General features: G+C 69.9%; 13 protein-coding genes. 4 read left to right on the top strand and 9 right to left on the bottom strand.

Features of this window, described 5'->3' with window-relative positions; all coding sequences use genetic code 11:
• Positions 1-59: 59 nt before the first annotated feature.
• From Pmi06nite_RS14735 to purN, 3 genes are all read right to left on the bottom strand, one after another.
• Complete coding sequence (locus tag Pmi06nite_RS14735; RefSeq protein WP_203953523.1) at positions 60-905, bottom strand: bifunctional methylenetetrahydrofolate dehydrogenase/methenyltetrahydrofolate cyclohydrolase; 846 nt, start codon at positions 903-905, stop codon at positions 60-62.
• A 62-nt stretch (positions 906-967) separates the two neighbouring features.
• Positions 968-2,512, bottom strand: coding sequence for a bifunctional phosphoribosylaminoimidazolecarboxamide formyltransferase/IMP cyclohydrolase (gene purH / locus Pmi06nite_RS14730; RefSeq protein WP_203953522.1), 1,545 nt, complete (start codon positions 2,510-2,512; stop codon positions 968-970).
• Between the two features lie 67 nt (positions 2,513-2,579).
• Positions 2,580-3,197 (bottom strand): phosphoribosylglycinamide formyltransferase, encoded by a 618-nt coding sequence (gene purN, locus Pmi06nite_RS14725; protein WP_203953594.1) that lies wholly within the window; start codon positions 3,195-3,197, stop codon positions 2,580-2,582.
• 174 nt (positions 3,198-3,371) lie between these two features.
• On the opposite strand from purN, the gene Pmi06nite_RS14720 reads away from it, so the two are divergent.
• Entirely contained in the window at positions 3,372-3,776 is a 405-nt protein-coding gene (locus Pmi06nite_RS14720) for a hypothetical protein (protein WP_203953521.1), read from the top strand.
• A 62-nt stretch (positions 3,777-3,838) separates the two neighbouring features.
• Here Pmi06nite_RS14720 and Pmi06nite_RS14715 read toward each other — a convergent pair whose 3' ends face one another.
• The 4 genes from Pmi06nite_RS14715 to icmB all read right to left on the bottom strand — a co-directional run bounded on the left by Pmi06nite_RS14715 (position 3,839) and on the right by icmB (position 8,639).
• The gene (locus tag Pmi06nite_RS14715; RefSeq protein ID WP_203953520.1) at positions 3,839-5,503 is read right to left on the bottom strand and encodes a cell division protein PerM; all 1,665 of its coding nucleotides are present in this window, start codon (positions 5,501-5,503) and stop codon (positions 3,839-3,841) included.
• Between the two features lie 519 nt (positions 5,504-6,022).
• Positions 6,023-6,898 carry a succinate--CoA ligase subunit alpha gene (gene sucD, locus Pmi06nite_RS14710; protein ID WP_203953519.1) on the bottom strand — a complete coding sequence of 292 codons (876 nt, stop codon included), beginning with the start codon at positions 6,896-6,898 and terminating at the stop codon, positions 6,023-6,025.
• Complete coding sequence (gene sucC / locus Pmi06nite_RS14705; RefSeq protein ID WP_203953518.1) at positions 6,898-8,079, bottom strand: ADP-forming succinate--CoA ligase subunit beta; 1,182 nt, start codon at positions 8,077-8,079, stop codon at positions 6,898-6,900. The genes sucD and sucC overlap by 1 nt, the downstream gene beginning before the upstream one ends.
• A 158-nt stretch (positions 8,080-8,237) precedes the next feature.
• Positions 8,238-8,639, bottom strand: coding sequence for a coenzyme B12-dependent isobutyryl CoA mutase small subunit (icmB, locus tag Pmi06nite_RS14700; RefSeq protein ID WP_203953517.1), 402 nt, complete (start codon positions 8,637-8,639; stop codon positions 8,238-8,240).
• 285 nt (positions 8,640-8,924) lie between these two features.
• Between icmB and Pmi06nite_RS14695 the strand changes: the two genes are divergently transcribed.
• Entirely contained in the window at positions 8,925-9,791 is an 867-nt protein-coding gene (locus Pmi06nite_RS14695; protein ID WP_203953516.1) for a hypothetical protein, read from the top strand.
• Between the two features lie 89 nt (positions 9,792-9,880).
• On the opposite strand, the gene pcrA is transcribed toward Pmi06nite_RS14695, so the two are convergent.
• Complete coding sequence (pcrA, locus tag Pmi06nite_RS14690) at positions 9,881-12,127, bottom strand: DNA helicase PcrA (protein ID WP_373317299.1); 2,247 nt, start codon at positions 12,125-12,127, stop codon at positions 9,881-9,883.
• 95 nt (positions 12,128-12,222) lie between these two features.
• Here pcrA and Pmi06nite_RS14685 point away from each other — a divergent pair, with 95 nt between their 5' ends.
• Together Pmi06nite_RS14685 and Pmi06nite_RS14680 are read left to right on the top strand one after the other, a co-directional pair.
• Complete coding sequence (locus Pmi06nite_RS14685; RefSeq protein WP_203953515.1) at positions 12,223-12,942, top strand: PIG-L deacetylase family protein; 720 nt, start codon at positions 12,223-12,225, stop codon at positions 12,940-12,942.
• A gap of 240 nt (positions 12,943-13,182) precedes the next feature.
• Positions 13,183-13,920 (top strand): ABC transporter permease, encoded by a 738-nt coding sequence (locus Pmi06nite_RS14680; protein ID WP_239113904.1) that lies wholly within the window; start codon positions 13,183-13,185, stop codon positions 13,918-13,920.
• 15 nt (positions 13,921-13,935) lie between these two features.
• Here the strand turns inward: Pmi06nite_RS14680 and Pmi06nite_RS14675 are convergent, their stop codons facing one another.
• The gene (locus Pmi06nite_RS14675; protein ID WP_239113903.1) at positions 13,936-14,682 is read right to left on the bottom strand and encodes a CPBP family intramembrane glutamic endopeptidase; all 747 of its coding nucleotides are present in this window, start codon (positions 14,680-14,682) and stop codon (positions 13,936-13,938) included.
• Positions 14,683-14,694: the final 12 nt, after the last annotated feature.

The raw sequence follows: 14,694 nt of genomic DNA, 5'->3' as shown, positions 1-14,694 counted from the left end.
CGCGGAAGACCGCGGCGAGCGCGACGGACACGCCAGGCGTCAGGCGCGTCAGGCGGCGATCAGAGCCGCTCGGCGGCCTCGACCACGTTGACCAGCAACATCGCCCGCGTCATCGGGCCTACGCCGCCGGGGTTGGGGGCGACGAACCCCGCGACCTCCCTGACGTCCTGCGCCACGTCTCCGGCGAGTTTGCCGTCCACGCGCGAGACGCCCACATCGAGGACCGCGGCGCCGGGCTTCACCATCTCGGCGCTGACCAGGCCGGGCACACCCGCGGCGGCCACGACGATGTCGGCGTCGCGCACGTGCGCGGCCAGATCCCGCGTGCCGGTGTGGCAGAGGGTCACCGTGGCGTTCTCCGACCGGCGGGTGAGCAGCAGGCCGAGCGGGCGGCCCACCGTGATGCCACGCCCGACCACCACGACCTCGGCGCCCTTGATCGGCACGCCGTACTCCCGGAGCAGCACCACGATGCCGCGCGGGGTGCACGGGAGGGGGGCGTCGACCATGTGGACGAGCCTGCCCAGGTTGATCGGGTGCAGACCGTCGGCGTCCTTCTCCGGGTCCATCCGCTCGATCAGCGCCTGGGTGTCCAGGTGGCGGGGCAGCGGAAGCTGGACGATGTACCCGGTGCAGGCCGGGTCGGCGTTCAACTCGTCGATCGCGGCCTCGACCTCGGCCTGCGTCGCCGTGGCGGGCAGATCCTTGCGGATCGAGGCGATGCCGACCTCGGCGCAGTCGCGGTGCTTGCCCGCGACGTAGATCTGACTGCCCGGGTCGTCACCGACCAGGATCGTGCCGAGGCCCGGCGTCACGCCCTTCGCCGCCAGCGACTTGACCCGCTCCGTCAACTCGCCCTTGATCTTGGCCGCCGTGGCCTTGCCGTCCAGAATCTGCGCGCTCATGACTCGTCATCCTTCCATGTGTCCGTTTGGGTGCCTTCGCGGCGCTCGTGCCGTTCGGCGCCTCAGTGGAAGAAGTGACGCGTCCCCGTGAAGTAGAGCGTGATGCCCGCGGCCTCGGCCGCGGCGATGACCTCCTCGTCGCGGACGGACCCGCCCGGCTCGACGATCGCCTTCACCCCGGCCTCCGCCAGGACCTCCAGGCCGTCCGCGAACGGGAAGAACGCGTCCGACGCCCCGACCGAGCCCCGGGCACGCTCGCCTGCCCGGCTGACGGCCAGCCTCGCGGAGTCCACCCGGTTGACCTGGCCCATCCCTACGCCCACGGTCGCGCCGCCGGACGCCAGCAGGATGGCGTTGGACTTCACCGAACGGCAGGCCCTCCAGGCGAACGCCAGGTCGGCCAGCACCTCGGGTGAGGCCGCCGAGCCCGCCCTGAGCTCCCAGGTGGCGGGGTCGTCACCCGCGGCGTCCACCCGGTCGACCGTCTGGACGAGCAGTCCGCCGTCGATCCGGCGGAACTCGGCCGCGTTCGCCGGCCCGGACGGGCACACGAGGAGCCTGATGTTCTTCTTCTCCGTCAGGACCGTCACGGCCTCGGGAGCGAACGACGGGGCCACGACGACCTCGGTGAAGATCGGCGCGATCTGCCCGGCCAGCTCACCGGTCACCTCGCGGTTGACGGCGATCACACCGCCGTACGCCGAGACGGGGTCGCACTCGTGCGCCTTCCGGTGCGCCTCCGCCACGTCGGCGCCCACCGCGATGCCGCAGGGGTTGGCGTGCTTGATGATCGCAACGCAGGGGTCCGCGAAGTCCCACGCCGCCCGCCACGCGGCGTCGGCGTCCACGTAGTTGTTGTAGGACATCTCCTTGCCGTGCAACTGCTCGGCGTTGGCGAGGCCGCCGGCCTGCCCGGAGTAGAGGGCGGCCGCCTGGTGGGGGTTCTCCCCGTACCGGAGGGCCGTCTTGCGCTGCCAGGTCGCGCCCATGAACGACGGCCACCGGTCGTCGTCGGCCGCGTAACCGTTGGCGAACCACGAGGCCACGGCCACGTCGTACGACGCGGTGTGCGCGTAGGCGGTCGCCGCGAGCCTGCGCCGGTCGGCCGTCGTGAAGCCGCCCGCACCGACCGCGGCGAGCACCTCGCCGTAGGCCGAGGGATCGACGACCACGGCCACCGTGTTGTGGTTCTTGGCGGCCGCCCGGATCATGGCCGGACCGCCGATGTCGATCTGCTCGACGCACTCCGCGTCGGAGGCGCCGGACGCCACCGTCTCGGCGAACGGGTACAGATTCACCACCGCGAGCTGGAACGGCTCGATCTCGAGCTCTTCGAGCTGCTTGACGTGCGAGGGGTTCTCCCCGTCGGCGAGCAGGCCCGCGTGGACGCGGGGGTGCAGGGTCTTGACCCTGCCGTCCAGGCATTCGGGGAAGCCGGTCAGGGACTCCACCTTCGTCACCGGCACACCGAACGAGGCGATCGCGGCGGCGGTGCCACCGGTCGAGACGATCTCCACGCCCGCGGCCTCGAGTCCTCGGGCCAGCTCCTCCAGCCCCGTCTTGTCGTATACCGCGATGAGCGCGCGCCGGATGGCGATGCGGGTCACTTCCTGGTCCTCCCTCATTGCTGGGAGTGGCTGGTCTCAGCCGGCTCCCCTACGGCCTTACCTGTCCTCATGAGCGGTTTCCCGCCCGGCCGAGACGGACCGTGCGGCCGGACACCGTCCAGCCGTCCCTGGCCATGCGGCCGACGATCTCGACCAGCAGCCTTCGCTCGACGGTCTTGATCCGCTCGTGGAGCGACTCCTCGTCGTCCCCGTCCTGTACGGCCACAGCCTCCTGGGCGATCACCGGGCCGGTGTCCACTCCCGCGTCCACCAGATGCACGGTGCAGCCGGTGACGCGGACGCCGTACGACAGCGCCTCACGCACGGCGTGCGCGCCCTGGAAGGCGGGCAGGAGTGCCGGATGCGTGTTCACCACGGAAAACGATCCCAGGACGCGCGGCCCGAGGATCTTCATGAATCCCGCGGAGACGACCAGGTCGGGCTTGAACTCGGCGATCTGCGCGGTGAGCGCCTCGTCCCACTTCTCTCGGGTGGCGTGGTCGCCCACCTTCTGGACGAACGTCGGCACGTCCGCCCGCTCAGCCCGCGTGAGCCCCTCGATGCCGTCACGATCGGCGCCGACGGCGACCACGCGTGCACCGAACGCCTCGTCGGCCGAGGCATCGAGCAACGCTTGTAGGTTGGTCCCCGAACCGGAGACGAGGACCACGAGCCGGAAGGACAGGATGGAACTCCTTCATGTGCGGGCTTCGTTTTGCGGATGACGCCGAAGAGATGATTGCTTAGACGCGTACGAGCGCGGAGGGTGATGACCCTCGACGCAGGACAAAGGGTATCGGGCCCCGGTCACCACGACCCACGACGGTCGAGGTGCGGCGCAATGTGAGGCGAGGAGACTGTGACTACACCCATCCAGATGTCCATGCCGGAGATGGGCGGCCGGAGGGCACTCGGTCTCGCGCTCATGGCATTGGTCTTCTCTCTGTACCTGCCCGCGGGCGGGTTGGCCCTGGCCTTGTTCGGGCTCGTCATCGCGATCCGGGACCTGCGCGTCCTGCACCGGAAGAAGCAGCGGACCGGAATGGCGACGAGCGCCGTCGTGATCTCCTCCATCTCCCTGCTGTTGGGAGGTTTCGCACTGGCCGGCCAGCTGTACTTCTCCGCGGAGATCTCGGCCTACGGCGAGTGCAGCAAGGGCGCGGGCACCGTCGAGGCCCGGCAGGACTGCTCCGAGCAGTTCAAGCGGGCGATCGAACAGAAGATCGGCGTCGCCTGGCCGTCCGACATCCCGTTCCCGGCATAGCCGCTGATGTAGCCGCTCCAGGCGCGCCCCGATCGGGCGCGCCTGGACCTACACGGCCGCCGTCACTCGTCGCGATCCCAGGCGTACGGGTCGACGTAGATGACGTGCCCGCCACGATCATCGGACTCGTCCACGATGTCCTTGCGCGGGGGACGCGGCTCGCTCCGTCGCGGAGGCCGGCCGCCTTGCGGAGGCTGAGGTCTCCGTTCATCCGGGCGGGTTTCGCCGGGCCCCATCCCGTCGAACGTCTCCGCCGTGGCGGCCGCGTGCTCATCGGCCCAGTCGTCCTTGATCACCGGAATCGGCTGGGTGTCGGACTCGGTCGCGTCGAGCCAGTGGCCGGGCAGGACACGCGGATTCCGATCGGCCAGCCGTACTCGGCTCGCCGCCTTGGCGATGACCGCGCCCGCCTTGCGGACGGGCTCGGGAGTGACGGCGGGCCTGCGGGAGATCAGCCACCAGTTGGCGATCCCGGCGGAGATGCCGGCCGCCACGCCGACCTCCAGCGTGATGGACAGCGCCACCTCCCACGGAGACGGCCCGACGGCCGACAACCTGGCACCGCCCAGCGGTCCGCCTGACAGAGCGGCGAGCAGACCCGCCATGGCCCCGGTGCTCAGCCCGCAGACGAACCCCCACAGAGGCGCCACCTCGATCGTCGGGGTCGGCGCGATGCGCGCCATCACGACGCCCGCCACCGTCCCCGCCGCGAACGGGACCGCGATCACCGCCATCACCCAGGCGGGCGAGGGCCCCGCGGGGGGTAGCGCGCCCAGCAGCGGCAGCGAGGGCACGGCGCCGAGTTTGACGCCCGTCGGCGCCACCAGCGTCCCGGCGCCGAGGGCGAATCCCGGCCCGGAGATGTACGCCATGCCCCAGACGACGGCGTTGAACAGGTAGAGGCCCTCGACGAGGAAGAGCAGCAGCCCGCCGACGAATCCCGGGGCAAGGACGCCGGACAGCTCGTGGATCTGCCGGAAGTTCACCACGATGGCACCCAGCACCAGCAGGGCTCCCGCGGCGAGCAGTATCGAAACGGCGACGGCGGTGGCGGCGACGACCGAGCGCGGACGCTCCGGCAGCAGGCGCAACATCGACTTCCACGGCCCGATCGTGCGGGCGGTGGCCAGCGACCCCGCGACGAAGGCGAGCACGACGTGGCTGACGAGCGCCTCTCCCAGGAACGGCTGCGTCACCTGGTTGCGCGCGACGAGCGCGATCATCCCCGCGAGCAGCGAGTAGGGCGCGGCGAGCGAGATGCCGGCCTGCGCGATCAGCACGAGTTGCGCACGCCGCCGGGCGTTCTCCGCGTCGCGCGGCGTGCCCTTCGGGAGCCTGGCCGGCATGCGCAGTCGCAGGTCGGCGTCCCGGGCCATCCATAGACCTGCCCGGTAGAGCAGAACCCCAGGAAGGATCATCAGGCCCAGTGGCAGCAGGCCGACCCGTCCGCCGGGGATGGCGAAGCCGGCGTGGTGGGCGGCGAGCCAGAGCTGGCATGCCGTACGGAAGACACCGGGAAGCCCGTCACCGAAGGCGCTGAGCGGCGCGGCGATCCAGCCGACGAGCGTGAGGGTGGTGAGGACGGCAAGGCCCGCACCGAGCGTCCAGACGGCGGCGAGCATGCCGGAGACGGGCAGGGGACGCCGGGTCTCGTCGTCATCGTTTTGGGGCCCGCGGCCGAGGACGGCACGGGGGGCGGTCCGAAGTTGGTCGAGAAGCGCCGTCACGCTACCCCATGCTCCCAGCCCGCCCCCTCATTTCCCCGCCGCCACGCCGCACCACCCCACCAAAACCCCCAGCACTCCCCCGGCGCCCCTTCGGCGTGATCATGCACACATTCGCGATCATTGCCCTTGACCTGCCCGAACACATCCCGTGATCATGCACAGGTTCGCAAACATGTACCCTGACCTGCCCATTCACAATTCGTGATCATGCACGAATTCGCGGACAGCGCCTTCGAACTGGGCCAGAAATGTTCGTGACCATGCACCTCAAAGAGAGATGCATGGTCACGAACGACGAAGAAGCAGGCCAGAGGGGCTGCGACAGATTCCGCGCATGATCACGAAATGGATTCGCGCAGGCCAAACGGCATGATCCCGAACCCGTGCATGATCACGCACAGCAACGGGGCTGGTCAGGCGATACAGCGCCGAATCTGTGCATGATCACGAACGAGGATGGGGCCGGTCGGAGGGCCTGATCACGAATCTGTGCATGATCACGGCCAGTGGGTGGGAGGGTCAGAGGGACTGCATGACCTCGCGCATGAGGCGGGCGGTCTCGCTGGGGGTCTTGCCGACGCGGACGCCGACCTTCTCCAGCGCTTCCTTCTTGGCCTGGGCCGTACCGGCCGAACCGGACACGATCGCGCCCGCGTGACCCATGGTCTTGCCCTCGGGCGCGGTGAACCCCGCCACATAGGCCACGACCGGCTTGGTCACGTGCTGCTCGATGTAGGCCGCCGCCCGCTCCTCGGCGTCGCCGCCGATCTCACCGATCATCACGATCGCGTCGGTGCCCGGGTCGTCCTGGAACGCCTGCAGCGCATCGATGTGCGTCGTCCCGATGACCGGGTCACCGCCGATGCCCACCGCCGTCGAGAAACCGATGTCCCGCAGCTCGTACATGAGCTGGTAGGTCAGCGTGCCCGACTTCGACACCAGGCCGATACGGCCGGGCGTGGTGATGTCGGCGGGGATGATGCCCGCGTTCGAGGCGCCGGGCGAGGCGATGCCGGGGCAGTTCGGCCCGATGACGCGGGTCTTGTTGCCCTTGGCCACGGCGTACGCCCAGAACTCGGTGGTGTCGTGGACGGGGACGCCCTCGGTGATCACCACGCAGAGCGGGATCTCGGCGTCGATGGCCTCCTTGACGGCGTCCTTGGTGAAGGCCGGCGGCACGAAGACGACCGAGACGTCGGCTCCGGTCGAGGAGATGGCCTCGGCGACCGTGCCGAAGACGGGCAGGCCCTCGTGGACGGTGCCGGCCTTGCGGGCGTTGACGCCGCCCACGACCCGGGCGCCCGAGGCGAGCATGCGGCGGGTGTGCTTGGTGCCCTCCCCGCCGGTCATGCCCTGAACAATGATCTTGCTGTCGGCAGTGAGCCAGATAGCCATTACGCACCTACCGCGGCGAGCTCGGCGGCACGCTGGGCCGCATCGTCCATCGTGTCCACCAGCTCGACGCCGGGCAGGCCGGCGTCGGCCAGAATCTGCCGCCCGAGAGCGGCGTTGTTGCCGTCCAGCCGGACGACCAGCGGGCGGGTCACAGCCTCGCCGCGGCCCTCGAGCAGCTGGAAGGCCGAGACGATGCCGTTGGCGACGGCGTCGCAGGCGGTGATGCCGCCGAAGACGTTGACGAAGACCGACCTGACCGAGGGGTCGGACAGGATGATCTCCAGGCCGTTGGCCATGACCTCGGCCGAGGCGCCGCCGCCGATGTCGAGGAAGTTGGCGGGCTTGGGCTGGCCGGAGTAGGCCTCGCCCGCGTACGCCACCACGTCGAGCGTGGACATGACCAGGCCGGCTCCGTTGCCGATGATGCCGACCGTGCCGTCGAGCTTGACGTAGTTGAGGTGCTTCTCCTTGGCCTTCGCCTCGAGCGGGTCCTCGGCGGCCTTGTCGACGTAGGCCACGTGCTCGGGCTGGCGGAAGTTCGCGTTGTCGTCCAGGGTGACCTTGCCGTCGAGGGCCTTCACCTGGCCGTCGGCCGACAGGATCATCGGGTTGACCTCGACCAGCGAGGCGTCCTCGTCGACGAACACGGCCCAGAGCTTCTCGATGAGCTCGGCGGCGCCGTCGAGCGACTGCGGCGGCAGGCCGCCGGCCTGCGCGATCTCGCGGGCCGTGGCGCGGTCGATGCCGTCGAGGGAGCTCACCGGCACCTTGGCGACCTTCTCCGGCGCGGTGTGGGCCACCTCCTCGATGTCCATTCCGCCGGACGCGGAGCAGATAGCAAGGAAGGTCCGGTTCGCCCGGTCAAGGAGGAAGGAGAAGTAGTACTCCTCCGCGATCTGGCTGGCCTCCTCGATCAGGACCTTGTGAACCGTGTGGCCCTTGATGTCCATGCCGAGGATCTGGGTCGCCTTCTGGTACGCGTCTTCCGCGTCGTCGGCGACCTTGACGCCGCCCGCCTTGCCGCGCCCGCCGGTCTTGACCTGAGCCTTGACGACGACCTTGCCGGTCAGCTGCTCGGCGGCCGCGCGCGCCTCCTCCACGGTGTGCGCGACGATGCCGCGTGGCACCGGGATGCCGTACTCCGCGAAGAGCTCCTTCGCCTGATGTTCGAACAGGTCCACGAGGGTCCGTCCCTTTTGATGTCGAGGCCAGGCGCCGTCGCTGCCGCCCGGCGATTCCGCCCATGAAGCCTAGCCTTAGCCGGGACCGCGCCACATCATCGGGTCCATATCGCACCTTGCCCCGGACAGGGAATTACGGCAGTGTTAGGCAAAATATCTCAAACCGATGCAGGTACCGCTGTACGGACCCAGTCGACGATTTCCTGGGTCGTGGCACCGGGTGTGAAGATCTTCGCCACTCCCATCTTGTGAAGCTCGGGCATGTCGGCCTCGGGGATGATGCCGCCGCCGAACACCACGATGTCCTCGGCACCCTTTTCGCGCAGGATCTCGATGAGCCGCGCGAACAACGTCATGTGGGCGCCGGAGAGGATCGACAGGCCGATGGCCGCCGCGTCCTCCTGGATCGCCGCCTGCACGATCTGCTCCGGAGTCTGGTGGAGCCCGGTGTAGACGACCTCCATGCCGGCGTCGCGAAGGGCCCTCGCCACGAGCTTGACCCCGCGGTCATGCCCGTCGAGCCCCGGCTTGGCGACGACGACGCGGATCCTGGCTTCCATGCAGACCTCCCGAGTGATGCCCGCCAAGCTACGGCGCTGAAGGGCGCGGATCGCGCGCCCGGCCGTACCCGAGGCTACGTCGCCTCGATAGCGTGCCCGCTGCCCGCAGCGTAGTCACCCGTGGCGGCCGATGCCTCTACGTCGTCACGGCCTGCGCGCCCACACGCCTTGTACACCCTTCCCTCACCGCGAAGACGGACTTCCGTGACCGCGAAGTGATCATCTTTCAGCACCATGTGCGGACTGCCCCTCGACCAGGCGGGGGCCTACGGGAGGAATCCTTTTATGAGGCGATTTATCGCCACTTTGACATTTGCCACGACGGCCACGGTCGCCGCGTCGGCGCTCGCCACACCCGCGCACGCCCAGACCCGCGTCGCGGACCCCGTAGCCGTACTCAAGAAGCAGTTCGTCTCCGGCCACGGCGCCACGTTCGCAGACCGCACCTCCGTGAAGGAGGCCGGGCACGCCAATCTCTTGCTGCAGCGGTCCGGCAAGTTCCAGTTCAACAAGAGTGGGCTGGCCGCATCGGACCTCACCGCCAGGTTCAACCTCTCGGCCCCCCAGCTCAAGGACGTGCCGAAGGACATGAGGAGCCTCCTCAAGTCGGAGCGGACGATCCGCATCGGCACGACGGCATACATCAAGGGCGGCCTCCTCGGCGACTACCTGCCCAAGGGCAAGACCTGGCTCAAGTACCCCAAGGGCCCCGTGGGCGGGACGAGCAGTGCCCTGGGGCAGCTCATCGGCGTCACCGAGCCGCGCACGCTGAAGGGGTTGCTGTCGCACGGGAAGCGCAAGGGCGGTACCTACAGCGGCGCGACCACCTTCGCGGACCTGTGGAAGGTCTCCAGCTGGTTCCGGTACTCGGTCGGCGAGCGCCCCACGGGCTCTGACGCCAAGACCAAGGTCTCCTGGAAGCTGTACGTCACCAGCAAGGGCGTGATCACGCGCGTGGTGAGCTCGTACAACGGCAGGGCGGTCGGCATGCCGGGGACGACGTTCACCGTCGACTCGCGCTACGCCCATTGGGGCGCCAAGGTGGCGCTGAAGGCTCCGCCGGCCAGCCAGGTCGCCGGGCTGGCCGACCTGACTCCCCCCGACTCGACGACCCCGCCCGAGCCGGCTCTGCCCGGCCCGATCACTCGCTAGTCCGCGCCCCTCATGGAACAGGGCCAGCCTGCACCTCGGTGAGGGCCGGCCCGGCCTCGGCCGATCAGGCCAGACCAGGTCAGATCGGCTCAGAGCTTTTCGACGTTGGCGTAGGCGAGCAGCAGGGTCTTCTCCCCCGAGGCGCCGAAGTCGATCTTCACCCGGGTCTTCTCCGCATTCCCCTCCACGGCGACCACCGTGCCCAGGCCGAACGAGTCGTGGGTGACCCGGTCTCCCGGCGAGAGATTCGGGATCTCCTTGGCGCCCGCCTTCTTCGGGGCGGGAGCCGTACGGGCGGGGCCTCGGGAGACGGCCGCCGACCAGGCGTTCTTGCCCGGGTCGCCGCGCCAGTCGATGAGATCGCCCGGCACCTCGGACAGGAAGCGCGAGGCGGGGTTGAACGAGGGGGCGCCCCACGAGGTCCGCACGGCCGCCCGGGAGAGGTAGAGCCGCTGCTCGGCCCGGGTGATGCCCACGTAGGCGAGGCGGCGCTCCTCCTCCAGTTCCTTCGCGTCGCTGAGCGAGCGCATGTGCGGGAAGACGCCGTCCTCCAGCGCGGTGAGGAACACCACGGGGAACTCCAGGCCCTTGGCCGTGTGCAGGGTCATCAGCGTGACGACGCCGCCGTGGTCCTCCCCCTCGGGGATCTGGTCGGCGTCGGCGACGAGAGAGACCTGCTCCAGGAAGTCGACCAGCGTGCCGTCCGCGTTGGCCTCCTCGAACTCGGCCGCCACCGAGATCAGCTCGTTCAGGTTCTCCAGGCGGCTCTCGTCCTGCGGGTCGCCGGAGGTCTCCAGCTCGGTGCGGTAGCCGGTGCCGTTCAGCACCTCCTCCGCCAGGTCGGACAGCGGCAGCTCCTTGGCGCGGAGATCGTCGAGCAGCGCCGTGAACTCCTTGATCGCGTTGAGCGACCGGGTGGCCAGGCCCGGGGCCTCCTCCGCCCGCCGCAGCCCCTCCCAGAAGCTGATCCGCTCTCGCGTCGAGAACGACTCGATCATCGCCTCGGCCCGATCGCCGATGCCGCGCTTGGGCACGTTGAGGATGCGCCGCAGCGAGACCGTGTCACTCGGGTTGGCCAGGACTCGCAGGTAGGCCAGGAGATCCTTGACCTCCTTGCGCTCGTAGAACCGCACCCCGCCCACGACCTTGTACGGCAGGCCGGTGCGGATGAAGATCTCCTCGAAGACGCGGGAGGCCGCGTTGGTCCGGTAGAAGACCGCGACCTGGCCGGGGGTGACCCCCTCGTCGTCGGCGAGCCGGTCGACCTCCTGCGCGACGAACATGGCCTCGTCGTGCTCGTTGTCGGCCACGTAGGCGACGATCTTCGCCCCGGCGCCCTGCTCGGACCAGAGGTTCTTGGGCTTGCGGCTCTCGTTTCTGGAGATCACGGCGTTCGCCGCGTTGAGGATCGTCTGCGTGGAGCGGTAGTTCTGCTCCAGCAGGATCGTCTTCGCGTCGGGGTAGTCGCGCTCGAACTCCAGGATGTTGCGGATCGACGCACCCCGGAAGGCGTAGATCGACTGGTCGGCGTCGCCGACCACGACCAGCTCGGCGGGCTCGACGCCCTCCCTGACCACGTCGCCGTCGGCGGTCCTGACCTCGGGACGGCCGACGAGCTCGCGGATCAGCATGTACTGCGCGTGGTTGGTGTCCTGGTACTCGTCGACCATCACATGCCGGAACCGCATCCGGTAGTGCTCGGCGACCTCGGGGAAGAGCTGGAACAGGGTGACGGTGAGCATGATGAGGTCGTCGAAGTCCATCGCGCCGGCCTCGGTGAGCCGCTGCTGATAGGTCTTGTACGCCTCGGCGAGCGTGCGCTCCAGGTGGGTCTGGGCGCGCTCGGCGGCCGTCTCGTAGTCGATCAGCTCGTTCTTGAAGTTGCTCACCTGGGCCGAGAACGACCGCGGCGGGTAGCGCTTGGGATCGAGGTCGAGCTCCCGGCACACCAGCGCCATGAGCCGCTGCGAGTCGGCCTGGTCGTAGATCGAGAAGCTGCTGGTGAAGCCCAGCCGCTTGGCCTCCCGGCGCAGGATGCGCACGCAGGCGCTGTGGAACGTCATCACCCACATGGCCTTGGACCGGGGGCCGATGAGCCGGTCCACCCGCTCCTTCATCTCGCGCGCGGCCTTGTTGGTGAAGGTGATCGCGAGGATCTCGGACGGCTGGACGCCCCGCTCGGCCAACAGGTAGGCGATCCGGTGGGTGAGCACCCGTGTCTTCCCGGAGCCCGCCCCCGCCACGATCAGCAGGGGGCTGCCCTGGTGGACGACGGCCTCCCGCTGCTGAGGGTTCAGGCCGTCGAGCAAAGGGTGAGTGGCGGTTCCGATGGACACCTCCTAAGGGTATTGCCGCCCACCGACATCCGGTGCCTCGCCGTCCATACCGCCCCCTTTAAGGTGAGGTGCCAGAAACGAGGAGGCCGTACGAAATGCTCGACGACGCTGAGATCAAGAACGTTCTCGTGGTGACCGCTCACCCCGACGACATCGACTTCGGCGGCGCGGGAACGGTCGCGAAACTCGTCGATGCGGGGGCCGAGGTGGTGTATTGCCTGGTCACCGATGGCGACGCGGGCGGCTTCGACAGGAAGCTCGACAACGGCGAGATGGCGGTCGCCCGGCGGGCCGAGCAGATGGCCGCTGCCAGGTGCGTCGGCGTCGAGGACATCCGTTTCCTCGGTTACCGGGACGGCATGGTCGAGCAGTCCCTGGACCTCCGGCGCGACATCGCACGGGTGATCAGGCAGGTCCGGCCGGATATCGTGCTGACGTCCACTCCCGAGCGCAACTACGCCCGCATCGGCCCGAGCCATCCGGACCACCGGGCCGTCGGCGGCGCCACACTCGACGCGGTCTACCCGGACGCCCGCAACCCCTACGCCTTCCCCGAACTGCTCGCGGACGAGGGGCTGGAGGCCTGGATCGTCCGCGAGGTGTGGCTGATGGGCACGATGACGCCCGACCGCTACGTCGACGTCACCGCCACCGTGGACCGCAAGATCGAGGCTCTGAGGGCTCACGAGAGCCAGACCGCCCACATGGACAACCTCGACGAATTCGTACGGGGCTGGCTCGCGACGAACGCCGCTGCGGCCGGCCTTCCCGAAGGCAGGTTCGCGGAGGCGTTCCAGGCCGTGATCACCGCCTGAGCCACACATCCGAGCCCGGGGTCACCGCCTGAAGCCACACGTCCAAGCCGCGGGTCACCACCTCGAGCCCGGCACCGTCACCGCCTCGAGCCCGACCTCCAGCCCGGCACCATCGCCACCTCGAGCCCGGCCTCCAGACCGCCGGCCGCCCATCTGATTCCGCCGCCCGGCTGCCCGCCTTCCACCGCCGTGGCCGCACCGGTGCGGGTCGGGTGGGCACGGCGGGGCAGGATCGGTCACGTGAACACGCTGCTTCCCGTCACCCCGCAACTCGGCGTGGTGGTGGTCCTGCTCGCCCTCGCGGGCGCGGGCGTCGCCGCGGTCGGGCGGCTGGGGCACTCGACGGCGATCCTGACCGCCTCCCTGCGGGCCGCCGTGCAGCTCTCCGCGGTCTCCTTGATCATCGTCTGGGCGATCAGCCACCTGCCCGCCGCGACGGGGTTCCTGCTGCTGATGTACGGCGTGGCGGCCTTCACCGCGGGACGGCGGATCGCCCGTGGCCGCACCGCCTGGTGGGCCGCTCTGCCCATCGCCGCGGGAGTGGTCCCCGTCCTGGTCCTGATGCTGGGAGCCCGCGTGATGCCGGTGACGGGAATGGTCCTCATCCCGGTCACCGGCATCCTCCTGGGCGGGTGCCTGACCGCCACCTCCCTGGCCGGGCGCCGGGCGCTGGACGCCCTCGAACAGCGGCGCGGCGAAGTGGAGGCGGCGCTGTCACTGGGCTTCTCCCAGCGGGACGCGGCGATGGAGATCTGCAGAACCTCCGCCGCCCAGGCGCTCATCCCCGCGCTGGACCAGACGAGGACCGTGGGCCTGGTCACGCTTCCCGGCGCGTTCGTCGGCATGATGATCGCCGGCTCCGATCCCGTCCACGCGGGAGTCGTCCAGGTCGCCGTGCTCGTCGCCCTGCTCGCCGCGGAGTCCGTGGCCGTCATGGTGACGATCGAACTGGCGGCCCGTGGCCGCTTCTCCAGGTGAGACACGCCGCAAGCCTCAGCGCGACGCCACCCGGGCGGCGACGCGCGCCGCCACGTAGCCGAAGGAGTTCGTGGCGAGGTGGAACAGCGACGGCGCGAGCAGGCCGCCCCGGCGCCGCAACTCGTGGAAGAGCACGCCGGCCGCGGCGGTGGACACGACCGTCCCCGCCACCACGCGCGCCGTGGCCGGGCGACGTCCCGCCGTGAGACCTGCGGATCCCGCAGGCCCCGCCGTGAGAACTGTGGGATCCGAGGCCATGCCTCCCAGCGCGGGGTTGGCACGGGCCATGTCCATGGACGGCAGCACGTGCCACAGCCCGAACAGGGCGGCCGATCCGGCGAGAGCCGTACGCGAGGAGCATCTGCGCGCCAGGAGGGCGGGCAGGACGCCGCGGAAGGCGACCTCCTCCAGCAGCACGGTCCCGACGGGCACCTGGACGAGGATCTCCTCCAGCAGACGGCCCCGGGACAGGGCGAGCGCACGCTCGTCGTGGAACAGCGGCCGGGTCCGAGGCAGCGCGATCCCTGCCGCGTAGACCGCGGCCACCCCCGCCGCGAGGAGACCGCCGATCCGCGCTCCGCGCTCCGCACGTTCGAAGCCCAGCGCAGGCCACGTCAGCCCCTCACGCCGCGCGACGCCGAGGAGGGCCGCTGTGGCGACGGCCGACGTCACCGGCGCCCAGCGCTCGGCGACGCGGTTGTTCAGCACGTTCGCCCCGGCGAGCACGCCGAGTGAGGTCACGAGCGGGTCGATGCCCTTCACAGATGTCCTCTC

This window comes from Planotetraspora mira (genome assembly GCF_016863275.1).
GTDB classification, from domain to species: Bacteria; Actinomycetota; Actinomycetes; order Streptosporangiales; family Streptosporangiaceae; genus Planotetraspora; species Planotetraspora mira.
The sequence above is the reverse complement of the archived record's forward strand: the minus strand, read 5'-3'. Positions and strand labels throughout refer to the sequence as shown.